At 71.6% G+C, this 14,970-nt stretch carries 12 protein-coding genes; 8 read left to right on the top strand and 4 right to left on the bottom strand.

Annotated features, from left to right (window positions below):
- Positions 1-25 precede the first annotated feature (25 nt).
- From OG782_RS06840 to OG782_RS06805, 8 genes are all read left to right on the top strand, one after another.
- Positions 26-979, top strand: a complete 954-nt coding sequence (locus OG782_RS06840) for a helix-turn-helix transcriptional regulator (protein ID WP_406448497.1) — start codon at positions 26-28, stop codon at positions 977-979.
- A gap of 13 nt (positions 980-992) precedes the next feature.
- Positions 993-1,949, top strand: coding sequence for a helix-turn-helix transcriptional regulator (locus OG782_RS06835; protein ID WP_406448496.1), 957 nt, complete (start codon positions 993-995; stop codon positions 1,947-1,949).
- Between the two features lie 18 nt (positions 1,950-1,967).
- On the top strand, positions 1,968-2,246 hold the full coding sequence (locus OG782_RS06830; RefSeq protein WP_406448495.1) for a hypothetical protein: 279 nt from the start codon (positions 1,968-1,970) through the stop codon (positions 2,244-2,246).
- A 48-nt stretch (positions 2,247-2,294) separates the two neighbouring features.
- Positions 2,295-2,492, top strand: a complete 198-nt coding sequence (locus tag OG782_RS06825) for a hypothetical protein (RefSeq protein ID WP_406448494.1) — start codon at positions 2,295-2,297, stop codon at positions 2,490-2,492.
- A gap of 259 nt (positions 2,493-2,751) precedes the next feature.
- Complete coding sequence (gene tatA / locus OG782_RS06820) at positions 2,752-3,042, top strand: Sec-independent protein translocase subunit TatA (protein WP_406458887.1); 291 nt, start codon at positions 2,752-2,754, stop codon at positions 3,040-3,042.
- Positions 3,043-3,091: 49 nt separating this feature from the next.
- Positions 3,092-4,057: a twin-arginine translocase subunit TatC gene (gene tatC / locus OG782_RS06815; RefSeq protein WP_406448493.1), complete on the top strand. Its 966-nt coding sequence runs from the start codon at positions 3,092-3,094 to the stop codon at positions 4,055-4,057.
- Between the two features lie 18 nt (positions 4,058-4,075).
- Positions 4,076-4,984 (top strand): diacylglycerol kinase, encoded by a 909-nt coding sequence (locus OG782_RS06810; RefSeq protein WP_406448492.1) that lies wholly within the window; start codon positions 4,076-4,078, stop codon positions 4,982-4,984.
- Positions 4,985-5,028: 44 nt separating this feature from the next.
- Complete coding sequence (locus OG782_RS06805; protein WP_406448491.1) at positions 5,029-7,863, top strand: DEAD/DEAH box helicase; 2,835 nt, start codon at positions 5,029-5,031, stop codon at positions 7,861-7,863.
- 119 nt (positions 7,864-7,982) lie between these two features.
- Here the strand turns inward: OG782_RS06805 and atzF are convergent, their stop codons facing one another.
- Genes atzF through OG782_RS06785 form a run of 4 tightly spaced genes read right to left on the bottom strand, consistent with a single transcriptional unit; the run spans position 7,983 to position 14,815 of the window.
- Positions 7,983-9,740, bottom strand: coding sequence for an allophanate hydrolase (atzF, locus tag OG782_RS06800; RefSeq protein ID WP_406448490.1), 1,758 nt, complete (start codon positions 9,738-9,740; stop codon positions 7,983-7,985).
- Between the two features lie 43 nt (positions 9,741-9,783).
- Entirely contained in the window at positions 9,784-13,380 is a 3,597-nt protein-coding gene (locus OG782_RS06795) for a 5-oxoprolinase/urea amidolyase family protein (protein ID WP_406448489.1), read from the bottom strand.
- Complete coding sequence (locus OG782_RS06790) at positions 13,377-14,000, bottom strand: urea amidolyase associated protein UAAP2 (protein ID WP_406448488.1); 624 nt, start codon at positions 13,998-14,000, stop codon at positions 13,377-13,379. The genes OG782_RS06795 and OG782_RS06790 overlap by 4 nt, the downstream gene beginning before the upstream one ends.
- Positions 13,997-14,815, bottom strand: coding sequence for an urea amidolyase associated protein UAAP1 (locus tag OG782_RS06785; RefSeq protein WP_406448487.1), 819 nt, complete (start codon positions 14,813-14,815; stop codon positions 13,997-13,999). The genes OG782_RS06790 and OG782_RS06785 overlap by 4 nt, the downstream gene beginning before the upstream one ends.
- Positions 14,816-14,970 lie beyond the last annotated feature (155 nt).

The following is a 14,970-nucleotide window of genomic DNA, read 5'->3' as shown; positions in this document are numbered from 1 at the left end:
GTAGAGCAAAACAGAAAGGGCGTCGATGGCGATTGCCAAGGCCGAGCGGCTGATGAACCTCGCGCTGTGTCTGCTGGGGACCCGGCGCCCGCTCAGCAAGCGCGAACTGCGCGGTTCCATCGAGGCCTATCTCGAGGCCGGCGCCGACGACGCCTTCAACCGGATGTTCGAGCGCGACAAGGACGATCTGCGTGAGCTCGGTCTGGTGATCGAGACCGTGGAGAACCTGGACGGCGACACCGGCTACCTCGCCCGCCGCGACAGCAACCGGCTGCCGCCGATCACGCTGGACGCCGAGGAGGCCGCCGCGCTCGGACTGGCGGCCAAGGTCTGGCAGCAGGCCCGGCTGGCCGGCGCGGCCAGTGGCGCCCTGCAGAAACTGCGGGCCGCCGGTATGCCCGAGGCCGAGGACGCCTACGAGGTGCACAGCGCCCTCGAACCCCGTATCCCCGTGCACGAGGCCGCGTTCGAGCCGCTGATGCTGGCCTGCCGCGACCGCCGGCCGGTGACCTTCGACTACCGCAAGGCCAACGCGGCCCGCCCCGAGCAGCGTCAGGTCGAGCCGTGGACGCTGGAGTGCTGGCGCGGCCACTGGTATCTGGCCGGCTGGGACCGGGGCCGGGGCGCCGAGCGGGTGTTCCGGCTCTCGCGGATCACGGGCAAGGTGCGTTCGCGCGCCGGGGCCTTCACCGCGGAGGTGCCCGACGTGGTCACCGTCCGCGAGACCGTCGAGAGCTGGGCGGGGGAGACGGCCACGCGCACCGCGCTGATCAGGCTGCGGGCCGATTCCGGCTACCCGCTGCGGGCCCGGGCCATATCGGTCCGGGAACTCGGGGACGGGTGGGAGGAGTTGGAGATCCCGTACGGACACGGTCTGGACGCCTGGCTCGTCGAGTTCGGCCCCGACGTCGTCGTACAGGAACCTGCGGATCTGCGGGCCGATGTGGTGGACCGGCTGCGCGCCGTGGCCAAGGACTGAGGGGACCGTACTCATGGCCACGAACGCCATCGACCAGACCCGCCGGATGCTCTCCCTGGTGACATACCTGCGTGAGCGCCCCGGCGCCCATGTCCAGGACGTCGCACGGGCCTTCGGGATCACCGAGGACGAGCTGATCTCGGACCTCGACGTGCTGCCCATGTGCGGGACCAGCTTCCGCGGCGGGGATCTGCTCGACATCGACACCGACGGCGATCGCATCTGGTGGCACAACCCGGACGACGTCGCCGAGCCGCTGCGGCTCGCGGCCGACGAGGCGACGGCCCTGCTGGTGGCCGCCCGCGCCGTCGCGACGCTGCCCGGACTGCGCGAGAGCGACCGGCAGGCACTGCTGCGGGCCACGGCCAAACTGGAGGCCGCCGCCGGCGAGGTGGGAGCCGCGAGCTCCCGGCTCTCGGTCACCTTCGAGTCCGAGGGCGGCGTCTTCGCCGACGTGGACCGGGCGATCTCCGAGCGGCGCAGGCTCTGGCTGCGCTACTACTCGCCCGCGCGCGACGAGCTCACCGAGCGCGAGGTGGACCCGATCCGGCTCTTCGCCGTCGGCCACACCTACATGGAGGCCTGGTGCCGGTCCTCCGAGGACCGGCGCACCTTCCGTCTCGACCGGGTCGCCGAGATCCGGCTGCTCGACGAGCCGGCCGCGCCGCCGGAACTGGAACTGCGGGATCTGTCGGAGGGGCTGGTGCAGCCCTCCGCCGAGGACCCGGAGGTCGTGGTCGAGGTCGGTCCCGGCGGGCGCTGGGTCGCCGAGTACTACCCGCACGACAGCGCGCAGGAGCTGCCCGACGGAGGTCTGCGGATCACCCTGCGCACGCCCGACCCGGCCTCGCTGCGCAGGCTCGCGCTCCGTCTCGGCGGGGAGGGACGCATCGTCTCGCCCCCGGAACTGGCGCAGAGCGCGCAGCGTGCGGCCCGCGCGGCGCTCGCCGCCTACGACGGCCCGGCCTGAAGGGATACCTGAAGAGATATGAGCAATATGTCTGCGGTGTCCGATGTTTCTGCCGTTCCGACCGTGGTCGTTCCCGATTCCGTGCGCTTCAAGGCCGCCTGCCCGGACTGCCGTGCACGGTTCGAGCTGGCGGCGGCCGCGTTCCGGCTCGTCATCGGTGCCACCAGCCGGACCACGTTCTACTCCTTCACCTGCCCCGAGTGCGGCGCCTCCGTCCGCAAGCCCGCGGGGGAGCGGATCGTCGAGCTCCTCACCGGCGGCGGGGTACGGACGCTGCGCCTGCACACGGGTCCCTGAGGCACCGCCTCCGGACCTTCGGACACTAGACATATCGAGGCTCTGCGCATGTTCTGGCCCATGCTCGCCATCGCCCTGGGGTTCCTCGGGATCGCCGTGCTCGGGGTGCTGGCCGTCAAGGTCTTCATCGAGGCCCAGCGCCTCGGTCACCAGGTGACCCGCACCACCGAGCGCATCAACAGGGCCGCCGAGGACCTGGAGCGCGCTGCCGTGAACCTGGCGGCCGCGGGGGAATCGGTGAGTTAGCCGTCCGGCAGAACCGGGCCGGAAGCGGCCCGGCGGGCCCGCTCGATCCGAGGGGGCGCGGCCTCCTGTTTCTCAGTTTCGGGAGGTACGCTGCTGGTGACGGCCCAGGCAGAGGTGCGGGCCGCTATCGAATGTATGCACGGGCATTGCCTCGCGTTTACTCCCGCGGGTTACGATCGCTCCCAGCGAAATGGTCGGATGTGTGTCCGGCCCAAGGGCAGCGAGCCCACCGCCAGCCGCCTCAGCGAGAAGGAAGCACATCATGGGCAATCTGAAGCCTCTCGAGATCGTTCTGATTATTGCTGTCATCCTGCTGTTGTTCGGTGCCAAGAAGCTTCCCGACATGGCCCGTTCGCTCGGCAAGTCGGCCCGCATCCTCAAGAGCGAGGCCAAGGCGATGAAGAAGGACGACGAGCCGGCGGCCCCGACGGACACGGTCGCCGACCAGAGTGCCCAGCAGCCCGCCGCCGCGCGCACGATCCAGGCCGCTCCCGGCGATGTCACGAGCTCCCGCCCGGTGAACGAAGCGAAGCCCACCACCCAGAGCTGATCGCTGGCGGGTCTCCCCGACAGCTGCCGCACGAGACGAGGGAAGTGGGTTGCTCAAGTCTGCCCGCAAGCAGGAGAAGGACGGCGAGGGGCGGATGCCCCTCGCTGATCACCTGCGCGAGTTGCGTAACCGACTGCTGATCGCGGTCGTGGCGGTCATCGTGATCACGTCGGTCACGGCCTTCTTCTACCAGGACCTGATCGACTTCCTGATCCGGCCCATCCTGGAGTCGGTCGGGTGCACGAACGGCCAGAAGAAGCAGGCGAACGGTCACCCCTGCGCCGAGATGACGGTGAACGGTCTGGTCGCCCCGTTCTCCATCGCCCTCAAGGTCTCCCTCATGGCGGGCGTGGTGTTCTCCACTCCCGTCTGGCTCTACCAGCTCTGGGCGTTCCTGGCCCCGGGTCTGCACAAGAGCGAGAAGAAGTACGCGCTGAGCTTCGTCGGTGCGGGCGTGCCGCTCTTTCTCGTCGGCGCGGCACTCGCGTACATCCTGATGCCGCAGACCGCGGCGGTCCTGCTCGAGTTCACCCCGGACAACACGACCAACCTGCTGCCCGTCGACGACTATCTCGACATCGTCACGCGCATGGTCATCGTGTTCGGGCTCGCGTTCGAGCTGCCGCTGCTGCTCGTCCTGCTGAACTTCACCGGGGTGCTCACGGCCAAGCGGCTCGCTTCCTGGTGGCGCGCCATGGTCATGGGCATCACGGTCTTCGCCGCGGTGGCCACCCCGACCGGTGACCCGCTCACGATGATCTCGCTGGCCGCACCGATCGTGCTGCTCTACTTCCTCGCGCTCGGTATCTGCATCGCCAACGACCGGCGCAGGCGTCGCAACAACCCCGACGCGGAGCTGGACGACGACGAGGCCTCCGAGCTGGACCTCACCCCCGAGGACATCGGCGACATGGAGCACGTCTCCGCGTCGCGCACCACGCTGCCCGAGCAGGCCGACGGGGAACACGACGGCGGACGATCGACGCGGCGAGACGGTTACGACGACATCACCTGACCTTGTAAGGTCCCCCGGGTGACCAGCGAGATCACCCTTTTCGTCAATCCCACCGCAGGACGCGGCCGGGGCGCGCATGCCGCGCAGCCGGCCGCTTCCGCTTTGCGGGACGCAGGATTCTCCGTCCGTACGGTCCTCGGCGAGGACGCGGACGACGCGCTGCGGCGGGCGCGCCGGGCCGTCGCGGAGGGAACCGGCGCACTGATAGCCGTGGGCGGGGACGGGATGATGTCCCTCGCCCTCCAGGCGGTCGCCGGAACGCAGACCCCGCTCGGAGTCGTCGCCGTCGGCACCGGCAACGACTTCGCCCGCGCCCTCGGAATGCCGATACGGGATCCCGCCGCGGCCGGGCGGCTGGCCGCCGAGGCGCTCAAGGGCGGCGCCGTCCGGGAGATCGACCTCGGCCGGGTCGGTGAGCGGTGGTTCGGGTCCGTGCTCGCCTCCGGCTTCGACTCCCGGGTCAACGACCGGGGTAACCGGATGCGCTGGGCCGGCGGCCGGTTCAAGTACGACCTGGCGATCCTCGCCGAGCTCGCCGCCTTCAAGCCCATCACCTACCGGTTGAGCCTCGACGGCGGGCCGGTCAGGGAGATCGAGGCCACCCTCATCGCCGTCGGAAACGGATCGACCTACGGCGGCGGCATGCGGATCTGCGCGGACGCCGTCATGGACGACGGCCTCTTCGACGTGACCGTCGTCGGCGACTGCAGCCGCACCACCCTCCTGAAGGTGTTCCCCAGGGTCTACAGGGGCACGCACCTCACCCACCCCGTCGTCACCGTGCACCGGGTCTCCTCCATCGCCCTCGAAGCGGTCGGTGTCACCGCGTACGCGGACGGTGAACCGCTCGGCGCACTGCCGCTGACCGCCACGTGTGTACGGGGCGCCGTCAGGGTGCTGGGGGCGCGGTCTCCCGCGGGGAATTAAAGATCGAGTGACTGTCATGGGCGGCGGGTAGGCTCGTGGACAAGATGACAGAGGACCTCTCACCAGCTGAGCGATACCAGGCTTCCCGGATCCGAGCCGCCGAGCAGGCGACCGCGCTCGGGCCGTTCCGCGAGATGTACGAGTTCGATCTGGACCCCTATCAGATCGAGGCCTGTACGGCGCTGGAGGCCGGCAACGGCGTGCTCGTCGCGGCCCCGACCGGTTCGGGCAAGACGATCGTCGGCGAGTTCGCCGTGCACCTGGCCCTCGCCCAGGGCCGCAAGTGCTTCTACACCACGCCGATCAAGGCCCTGTCCAACCAGAAGTTCGCCGACCTGGTCAAGCGCTACGGCGCGGACAAGGTCGGTCTGCTGACGGGGGACAACAGCGTCAACGCCGATGCGCCGGTGGTCGTCATGACCACCGAGGTGCTGCGCAACATGCTGTACGCGGGCTCCCAGGCGCTGGTCGGCCTCGGCTACGTGGTGATGGACGAGGTGCACTACCTCTCCGACCGCTTCCGGGGCGCGGTGTGGGAGGAAGTGATCATCCACCTGCCCGAGTCCGTCACCCTGGTGTCCCTGTCGGCGACGGTGTCCAACGCGGAGGAGTTCGGCGACTGGCTGGACACCGTGCGCGGCGACACCGCGGTGATCGTCTCCGAGCACCGGCCGGTGCCGCTCTGGCAGCACGTGCTGGCCGGCCGCCGGATGTACGACCTCTTCGAGGAGGAGAGCGACCACGGCGGCCGCGGCGCCGGACGCCGTGAGGTCAACCCCGACCTCGTCCGGCTCGCCCGCATGGAGAACCAGCGCGGATACAACCCGCGCGAGCGCCGCCGCGGAAAGATGGTCCGCGAGGCGGACCGCGAGCGCGAGCGCCGCCAGCGCAGCCGGATCTGGACCCCTTCGCGGCCCGAGGTCATCGACCGGCTGGACGCGGAGGGGCTGCTGCCCGCCATCACGTTCATCTTCAGCCGGGCCGGCTGCGAGGCCGCGGTCCAGCAGTGCCTGCACGCCGGACTGCGGCTCAACGACGACGACAAGCGCCGGCTGGTCCGGGAGATCGTCGAACAGCGCACGGCGTCCATCCCCACCGAGGACCTGCACGTCCTCGGCTACTACGAATGGCTCGAGGGCCTGGAGCGCGGCATCGCCGCGCACCACGCCGGAATGCTGCCGACGTTCAAGGAGGTCGTCGAGGAGCTCTTCGTCCGCGGCCTCGTCAAGGCGGTCTTCGCGACGGAGACCCTCGCGCTCGGCATCAACATGCCCGCACGTTCGGTGGTCCTGGAGAAGCTCGTCAAGTGGAACGGCGAGCAGCACGCCGACATCACCCCCGGCGAGTACACCCAGCTGACCGGCCGGGCCGGCCGGCGAGGGATCGATGTCGAGGGTCACGCCGTGGTGCTCTGGCAGCGCGGAATGGACCCGGGTGCGCTGGCCGGACTCGCGGGCACCCGTACGTATCCGCTGCGCTCCAGCTTCCGGCCCTCGTACAACATGGCCGTCAATCTGGTGCAGCAGTTCGGGAAGCACCGCTCGCGCGAACTGCTGGAGACCTCGTTCGCCCAGTTCCAGGCGGACCGGTCGGTGGTCGGGATCTCCCGCCAGGTCCAGCGCAACGAGGAGGGCCTGGAGGGCTACCGCGAGGGCATGACCTGCCACCTCGGTGACTTCGAGGAGTACGCGCGGCTGCGCCGCGATCTCAAGGACCGGGAGACGGAGCTCGCCAAACAGGGCGCATCGCAGCGGCGGGTCGCGGCGGCGGCTTCCCTGGAGAAGCTCAAGCCGGGCGACGTCATCCATGTGCCGACCGGCAAGTTCGCTGGGCTGGCGCTCGTCCTGGATCCCGGGCTGCCTGCCGGGCGGACCAACGGACACGGGCATCGGGGGATGGAGTACCACGACGGGCCGCGGCCGTTGGTGCTGACGGCCGAGCGTCAGGTGAAGCGGCTCGCCTCGATCGACTTCCCGGTGCCGGTCGAGGCGCTGGAGCGGATGCGCGTCCCGAAGTCGTTCAACCCGCGTTCGCCTCAGTCACGCCGCGATCTGGCGTCGGCGCTGCGGACGAAGGCCGGGCACATCGTGCCGGACCGGCACCGCAGGGAGCGGTCCGTCGCCGCGGACGACCGGGAGATCGCCCGCTACCGCGCCGAGTTGCGCGCCCACCCGTGTCACGGGTGCGACGAGCGCGAGGACCATGCGCGCTGGGCCGAGCGGTATCACCGGCTCCAGCGGGACACGCGGCAGCTGGAGCAGCGGATCGAGGGGCGGACGAACACGATCGCCCGTACCTTCGACCGGATCGTCGCCCTGCTCACCGAGCTCGACTATCTGCGCGGCAGCGAGGTCACCGAGCACGGACGGCGACTTGCCCGGCTGTACGGCGAGCTGGACCTGCTGGCGAGCGAGTGCCTGCGGGCGGGTGTGTGGGAAGGCCTCAACCCTGCCGAACTCGCGGCGTGCGTCTCGGCGTTGGTGTACGAGGCGCGGCAGGCCGACGACGCGGTGGCGCCGAAGCTGCCGTCCGGGCCGGCGAAGACCGCGATGGGCGAGATGGTCCGGATCTGGGGGCGGCTCGACGCCCTGGAGGAGGACTTCAAGATCAACCAGGCGGAGGGGGTCGGGCAGCGCGAACCCGATCTCGGATTCGCCTGGGCGGTCTACATGTGGGCGTCCGGGCGGACGCTGGACGAGGTGCTGCGCGAGGCGGAGATGCCGGCGGGGGACTTCGTGCGGTGGTGCAAGCAGGTGATCGACGTGCTGGGGCAGGTGGCGGCGGCGGCTCCGCGCGAGGGGAGTTCCGTGGCGCGGAATGCGCGCAAGGCGGTTGATGAGGTGCTGCGGGGAGTGGTGGCCTACAGCTCCGTGGGGTGAGGTGGGGCGGTGCGGGGTGGGGCGGTGCGTTGTCGGGTGCGGGTGGGGTGCGCCTGCGGCGGGCCTGTTCCCCTCCCCGCCCCTTCCCGTAACCGGGGCTCCGCCCCGGACCCCGCTCCTCAATCGCCGGAGGGGCTGGAAGGTACGCCGGAGGGGCTGGAGGGGGTGCGGGAAGGGCTGGAAGGTACGCCGGAGGGGCGGGGTGGGGACGGGGCGAAAGGTGTGGCTGAGGTTGCTGACCTGTACGCGCGCCAGCCGCCGTACTCCGTGATGTCCTTCGCCCCCTCCACCGCGTACGGCTCGCAGAGGAAGCCCGGGGCCGTTGTGCCGTCCGACAGGTCCACCCGGCCCAGGACCATGGGGTGCGGGAGGGCTGCCGTCAGGGTGCCGAGGCCTTCGGCCGGGAGTTCCCAGATTTCTGTTTCGATGGCCGCGCCCCCCTCGTCCGTGCGGACCAGGCCCGGCTTGGGCGGCGTTGTCGCCAGAGCGTGCAGGCGGTAGACGGGGGCCGTCGTCGTCGTACGGATCAGGCGGGCGCCCAGGGAGAGCAGTTGGGGGTTGAGCGGTTCGCCGGTCAGGTGGGCGCCGGCCACCGCGACGCGTACCGGCGGGGGCAGCAGGGCTGCGATCCGGGTCAGGCGTTCGTCCGTGTGGGCCGGGCCGATCAGCATCACGCCGAAGGGCAGACCGGCCACCTGGCCCGCCGGAACGGCCACCGCGCACTGGCCGAACAGGTTGGTGGAGTTGGTGAACCGGCCGAGCCGGGCGTTCGTGCCCAGCGGGTCGGCCGCCACCTCGGCGAGCGTGGGGTGGCCGGGTGCGGTGGGGAGCAACAGGGCGTCCGCGTCGCCGAGTGCGGCCTCGGCGGCGGTACGGAGTTCCGCCAGGCGGTCCCGGTCCGCGAACAGGCGGTGTGCCGGGATGTCCCGGGCCGCCGTGATGATGCCCGCCACCGTGGGGTCCAGGCCGGCGGGGCCGCTGTCGACGAACGCGCCCACCGCGGTGTAGCGCTCGGCGACGAACGCCCCCGCGTACAGCATCGCCGCCGCCTGTGTGAACGGCGTCAGGTCCACGGGCCGCAGCACGGCGCCCGCCGCACGAAGGCGGACCGTGGCGGATGCGTAGGCCTCGGCCCAGCCCGGATCCAGCTCGCCCAGCTGCTCCACCGGCGGTACCGCGATCCGCCACGGGCCCGGGACGCGGGCAGGAACGGGGAGGGGAGTGGGGATGGGGGTGGGGGTGGTCATCAGGGTGAGCGCCGACTCCGCCTCGGGGAGCGTACGGGCGAAGACGGTGACGCAGTCCAGGCTTGCGCAGGCCGGGACCACGCCGTCCGTCGGGACGAGTCCGCGGGTCGGCTTCAGCCCCACGACGCCGTTGAACGCCGCGGGGACCCGGCCCGAGCCCGCCGTGTCCGTGCCGAGTGCGAGATCCGCGATGCCCAGGGCCACGGCGACCGCCGAACCGGAGCTGGAGCCGCCGCTGATGCGGTCGGGGTCAAGTGCGTTGCGGACCGCGCCGTAGGGGGAGCGGGTGCCGACCAGGCCCGTGGCGAACTGGTCCAGATTCGTCGTACCGATCACCAGCGCCCCGGCGGCCCTGAGGCGGGCGACTGCGGGGGCGTCCGCCGGGGGATCGTAGGCGTAGGAGGGGCAGCCCGCCGTGGTGGGCAGGCCGGCCACGTCGATGTTGCCCTTGACGGCAACCAGCCGGCCCGCCAGGGGGAGGAACTCACCCGCTGCCAGGCGGGGTTCGAGGGCGCGGGCCTCCTCCTCCAGGTCGGACTTCGGGCGCAGAGTGATCCAGATCTCCGGGCGGTCCACCGCTGTGATGCGGGCGTACGCGGCGCGGATCCGGGCGAGTACGGGAGTGGACATCGGGGTGCTCCTCAGTTCGTACGGGTGAGGGCGGGAGTGGACATCAGGGTGCTCCTCGGTTCGTACGGGTGAGCGGGGCCAGGGTCAGCAGAGCTGTGCCCGCTTCCACCTGGGCGCCCGGGCGGGTGAGGATCCTGTCCACCACGCCGTCGGCAGGGGCGTGCACCCGGGACTCCATCTTCATCGCCTCCAGTGCCAGCAGCGGCTGACCCGCCGTCACCGTGTCGCCCTCCGCCACGTTCAGCTGCCAGACCGATGCCGCGAACTCGGCCTCCACCAGCCGGCCGCCCGGCACCACCGTCACCTCGGCGGCGGGCGGCGCCGGTGCGTCGGCGGCGTCGGCACGGGCGAACTCGCCCGCGGCCTCCCACGCGTCCCGCTCGGCGGCGAAGGCCTTGCCCTGGCTGCTGCGGAACTTGGCGATCGAGTCCGCGTTCCGGGCCAGGAACTCCTCGTACGCGGCCAGCGAGAACTCGCCCTCCTCGATCCGCGGGACGAAGCGGCCGGAGACGAGGTCCGCACGCAGCTCCAGGAGTTCGTCCGCCTCCACCGGATACCACTTGATGCGGTCGAAGAAGCGGAGCAGCCACGGTGAGCCCGGCTCGAAGGCGCCGCGCTGCTGCCAGCCCGACCAGACCTGGGTGGTGCGGCCCACGAACTGGTAGCCGCCGGGCCCCTCCATTCCGTAGATGCAGAGGTAGGCGCCGCCGATGCCGACGGAGTTCTCCGCGGTCCAGGTGCGGGCCGGGTTGTACTTGGTGGTGACGAGGCGGTGGCGCGGGTCCAGCGGGGTGGCCACCGGTGCGCCGAGGTACACGTCACCGAGCCCCATCACCAGGTACTCGGCGTCGAAGACCGTGCGGTACACGTCGTCGACCGAGTCCAGGCCGTTGACCCGGCGGATGAACTCGATGTTCCACGGGCACCACGGCGCGTCGTCCCGGACCCCCGCCATGTAGCGCGCGATGGCCTCGCGGGTCGCCGGATCGTCCCAGGACAGGGGGAGGTGCACGGTGCGGGAGGGGACGGTCAGAGCGTCGGTGGGCGGGAGGGCGGCCTCGGTGCGGTGGAGCAGCTCCAGCAGTTCGGTCTGGGCGAGGACCGTGGGGTCCGTCTGGATCTGGAGCGAGCGGATGCCCGGGGTCAGGCCGGTGATGCCGGGGACGGCCGCGGCCGTCAGGGCTTCCATCAGGGCGTGGACGCGCATGCGCAGGGCCACGTCCAGTTGCATCGGCCCGTACTCGACCAGGACGTTGTCGTCGCCGCTGCGGCGGTAGGTGAGGGTGTCGTCGCGGAACAGGATGCCGCCGTCGGTGATCTCGGGGCGGGGCTCGCCCGTCACCGTCACGGGCAGGAAGCGGACCGTGTCGCCGGGGCGCAGCTGGCCCAGCTTCCAGCGTTCGGACGTCACCACCGTCGCCGGGCAGACGAAGCCGCCGAGCGACGGACCGTCGGGGCCCAGCAGTACGGGCATGTCGCCGGTGTAGTCGACCGCGCCCACGGAGTACGGCGTGTCATGGATGTTGGAGGGGTGCAGCCCCGCCTCGCCGCCGTCCGTCCGGGCCCAGCGCGGCTTCGGGCCGATGAGGCGGACACCGGTGCGGGCCGAGTTGAAGTGGACCTTCCAGCCGGCCGCGTAGAAGTCGTGGATGTCCTCCTCGGTGAAGAACTCCGGCGCCGCGTGCGGACCTTCGGCGGCGGCGATGTGCCAGCTGCCCGTGAGGAGGGGGCGCTCGGCCACGGGGACGGGGAGCGCCGCCGGTGCGAGGCCTCCCCCGTGCAGGACATCGCCGGTGCGCAGGGCCCGGCCGCCGTGCCCGCCGAAGCCGCCGAGCGTGAACGTGGCCGCGCTGCCCAGGAACTCCGGGACGTCCAGACCGCCGCCGGCGAAGAGGAGGTACGTACGCAGCCCGTGTTCCGCCGGTGCGCCGATGGTGAGCGCGGCGCCCGCCGGAACGGTCAGCGGCTCCCACTGCGGGACCGGTGCGCCGTCGACGGTCACCGGGGCCGGGGCGCCTGTGACGCACACGGTGGTGGGGTGCGTGAAGCGCAGCGTGGGTCCCTGGAGGGTGCACTCGAGGCCGGGGGCGCCCGGGGCGTTGCCCAGGGCGGTGTTGCCGAGCCGGAACGACAGGTCGTCCATCGGACCCGACGGGGGCACGCCGACCTGCCAGTAGCCGGTGCGGCCGGGCCAGTCCTGCACGGTGGTGAGGGTGCCGCCGGAGACCACCTCGACGCGGGGCGCCGGGTCGGTGATCGTGGCGAGTGTGGCTGTGGAGTGCGACGCGGTACGGAACCGGTCGTCGGCCAGTGCCGCCCGGACCAGGCCCAGATTGGTCTCGATGCCGTCGATACGGGTGGCGGCCAGCGCCTCGTCCAGCCGGGCCAGGGCCTCGGCACGGTCGGCGCCGTACGCGATGACCTTGGCCAGCATCGGGTCGTAGGCCGTCGTCACCTCCGTACCCGTCTCGATCCAGCCGTCCACCCGCAGGCCCTCGCCCCGGGGGAACTCGACCCGGGTCAGCAGCCCGGCACCGGGGCGGTGGTCGCGGCTCGGGTCCTCGGCGTAGACCCGGGCCTCCACCGCATGGCCGCGGGGCGCGTCCGGCTGCCGTACGACCGCGGTGTCGCCCTGGGCCAGGCGCAGCATCCACTCGACGAGGTCGACGCCGTGGATCTCCTCGGTGACCGGGTGCTCGACCTGGAGGCGGGTGTTGACCTCCAGGAAGTACGCCTCGGCGCGCTCCGCGTCGTACACGAACTCCACCGTGCCGGCCGAGCGGTAGCCGACCGAAGCGCACAACTCACGTGCAGAATCGATGAGGTGTGTGCGGATGCGGTCGGGGAGGCCGGGAGCCGGGGCCTCCTCCAGGACCTTCTGGTTGCGGCGCTGGAGGGAACAGTCGCGGTCGCCGAACGTCACCACCCGGCCGTTCCCGTCGCCGAACACCTGTACCTCGACATGGCGGGCGTTCTCCACCAGGCGCTCCAGGAAGACCCCCGCCGAGGAGAACGACGCGGCGGCGACCCGCTGCACCCGCTCCCACGCACCGGCGAGCTCCTCGGCCGACCGGCAGGCCGACATGCCGATTCCGCCGCCGCCACCCGTGGCCTTCAGCATCACGGGATAGCCGATCCGTTCCGCGGCGGCCAGCGCCGACGGCAGATCCGGGAGGAGCCCGGTGCCGGGGGCGAGCGGCACGCCCGCGGCCTCGGCCGCGGCGCGCGCGGTGTGCTTCGCGCCGAAGAGATCCAGCTGGGCGGCGGTCGGGCCGACGAAGACGATCCCGGCGTCCTCGCAGCGCCGCGCGAACTCCGCGTCCTCGGAGAGGAACCCGTAACCGGGGTGGATGGCCCCGGCCCCGCTGTCCTTCGCCGCTCTCAGCACCAGATCGGCGTCCAGATAGGACTCCTTGGCCGGCGCCGGACCCAGCCGTACCGCCTCGTCGGCGAGCCGGACGTGCGGGGCCGAGCGGTCCGGGTCGGAGAAGACGGCGACCGTACGCAGGCCGAGGCGGCGGGCCGTACGGATGATGCGGACGGCGATCTCACCGCGATTGGCGATCAGCAGGGTGCCGAAGGCCGTCGGGGAACCGGAGGTCATCGGTGTGCCGGACGTCGTCGGCGTGTCGGAGGTCATCGGCCCGTCCCGGTGAGAGTGGCCTCGACCGCCGTCGGATCGAAGCCGTTGCAGGGGTTGTTGATCTGGGGGCAGTTGGAGATCAGCACGAGCACGTCCGTCTCGGCCCGCAGGGTCAGGCTCAGGCCGGGCGCGGAGATGCCGTCGACGATGCCGAGCGTGCCGTCCCGCTCCACGGGCACGTTCATGTACCAGTTGATGTTGGACACCAGGTCGCGTTTGCCGAGCCCGTGCCGGGCGCCCTCGGCCAGGAAGTTGTCCACGCAGGCGTGCTGGGACCAGGTGTGATGGCCGTAGCGCAGGGTGTTGGACTCCTTGGAACACGCGCCGCCGACCGTGTCGTGACGGCCGCAGGTGTCCGCGGTGACGGTCATCAGCGGGGTGTACTCGTTCGACATCAGCACACTGCCGGTGGTCAGGAAGATGCCGCCGCCGGCCTGGATGGTGTCGGGCGCGCTGTAGCGGACCGCCGTGTCGTGGGCGTCGTACACCAGGAAGTCCACCGCCTGGTTGCCGTGCAGATCCGTGAGGGTGAGCTGCTCACCCGCCCGGAGGGTCGCGGACCAGGCCGCGCGGGCGGGGATGACGGTCGTGGAGACAGCCGTGGCCGTCGTGGTCATGCGAGCCCCCGGGCGGTGAGGAAGCCGAGTGTGTTGAGGAAGGCGCGGCGGCCCTCCGGTGTGGCGTCCCAGAGGGCGTCGCCCGGGGCGGCCGGCCGGGCACGCCAGGCCAGCACCTCCAGCGCCGTGCTGGTGTAGGCGGGGCGCGGGTCCAGTGGATGCGGGACGTTCGCGATCAGTACGGTCACGTCCTGCTCGGCGCGCAGGGTCACCGCGGCGCCCGCTCCCGCCGAGCCGGTGAACTCCGCCGCGCCGTCCTCACCGATCCGTACCCCCTGGAAGAAGGAGAGCGACGGCGGCAGGTCGCGCGGCTCCAGGCCGTTCTTCAGAGCGGCCAGCTTCAGCAGTTCACGCCCGGCGGGGGAGGGCGACTGCGGGGTGCCGTCGCCGTACCGTTCGGTGTTCCGCCGCAGGGTGGAGGTGCCGCACAGGGCGTCGTGACGGGCCGAGGAGTCGGCGGTGACCGACGCGAGCACCCGGCCCTGGTCGGACAGGAGCAGCCGGCCGGCGCCCAGGTAGGCGTTCCACTGGACCTTCACGGTGTCCGCGGTGCTGAGCCGCTCCCACGGCCGTCCGTCCGCGTACAGCAGCAGATGCGCGCAGGCGTCGCCGGCGAGGTCGGTGAGCCGCAGCTCGGTGCCGCGCGCCAGGACACGGTGCGTGTAGTTGCCGCCCGCGACGGTCTCGGCCCAGACGGGGGTGGCGGGGGTGGTGTCCGGCCAGTCGCTCGCGGGTACCACGGGCATGGCCCCGGTGCGGGTGCCGTCCTGGGCGCGGGCGTGGTCCCGGGCCCCGTGTGTCGTCGCTGTCGCCATGGTCGACCCTCCGGCTCGACGTGGTGCCGGCCGTGACTGAGCCGACCTTGATTTCTGTCGCGTGACAGAAATTAGGAGGCGGGGGATTCGGGACCATTGCCCGTTGGTTGCGCGGGAGTTACCGAGTGCTCACCAAGATCGTGGCGTGCGGGGAT

The sequence above is a fragment of the Streptomyces sp. NBC_00876 genome, from assembly GCF_045207435.1.
Taxonomy (GTDB): Bacteria; Actinomycetota; Actinomycetes; order Streptomycetales; family Streptomycetaceae; genus Streptomyces.
This window is presented reverse-complemented; position numbering and strand designations above follow the sequence as displayed.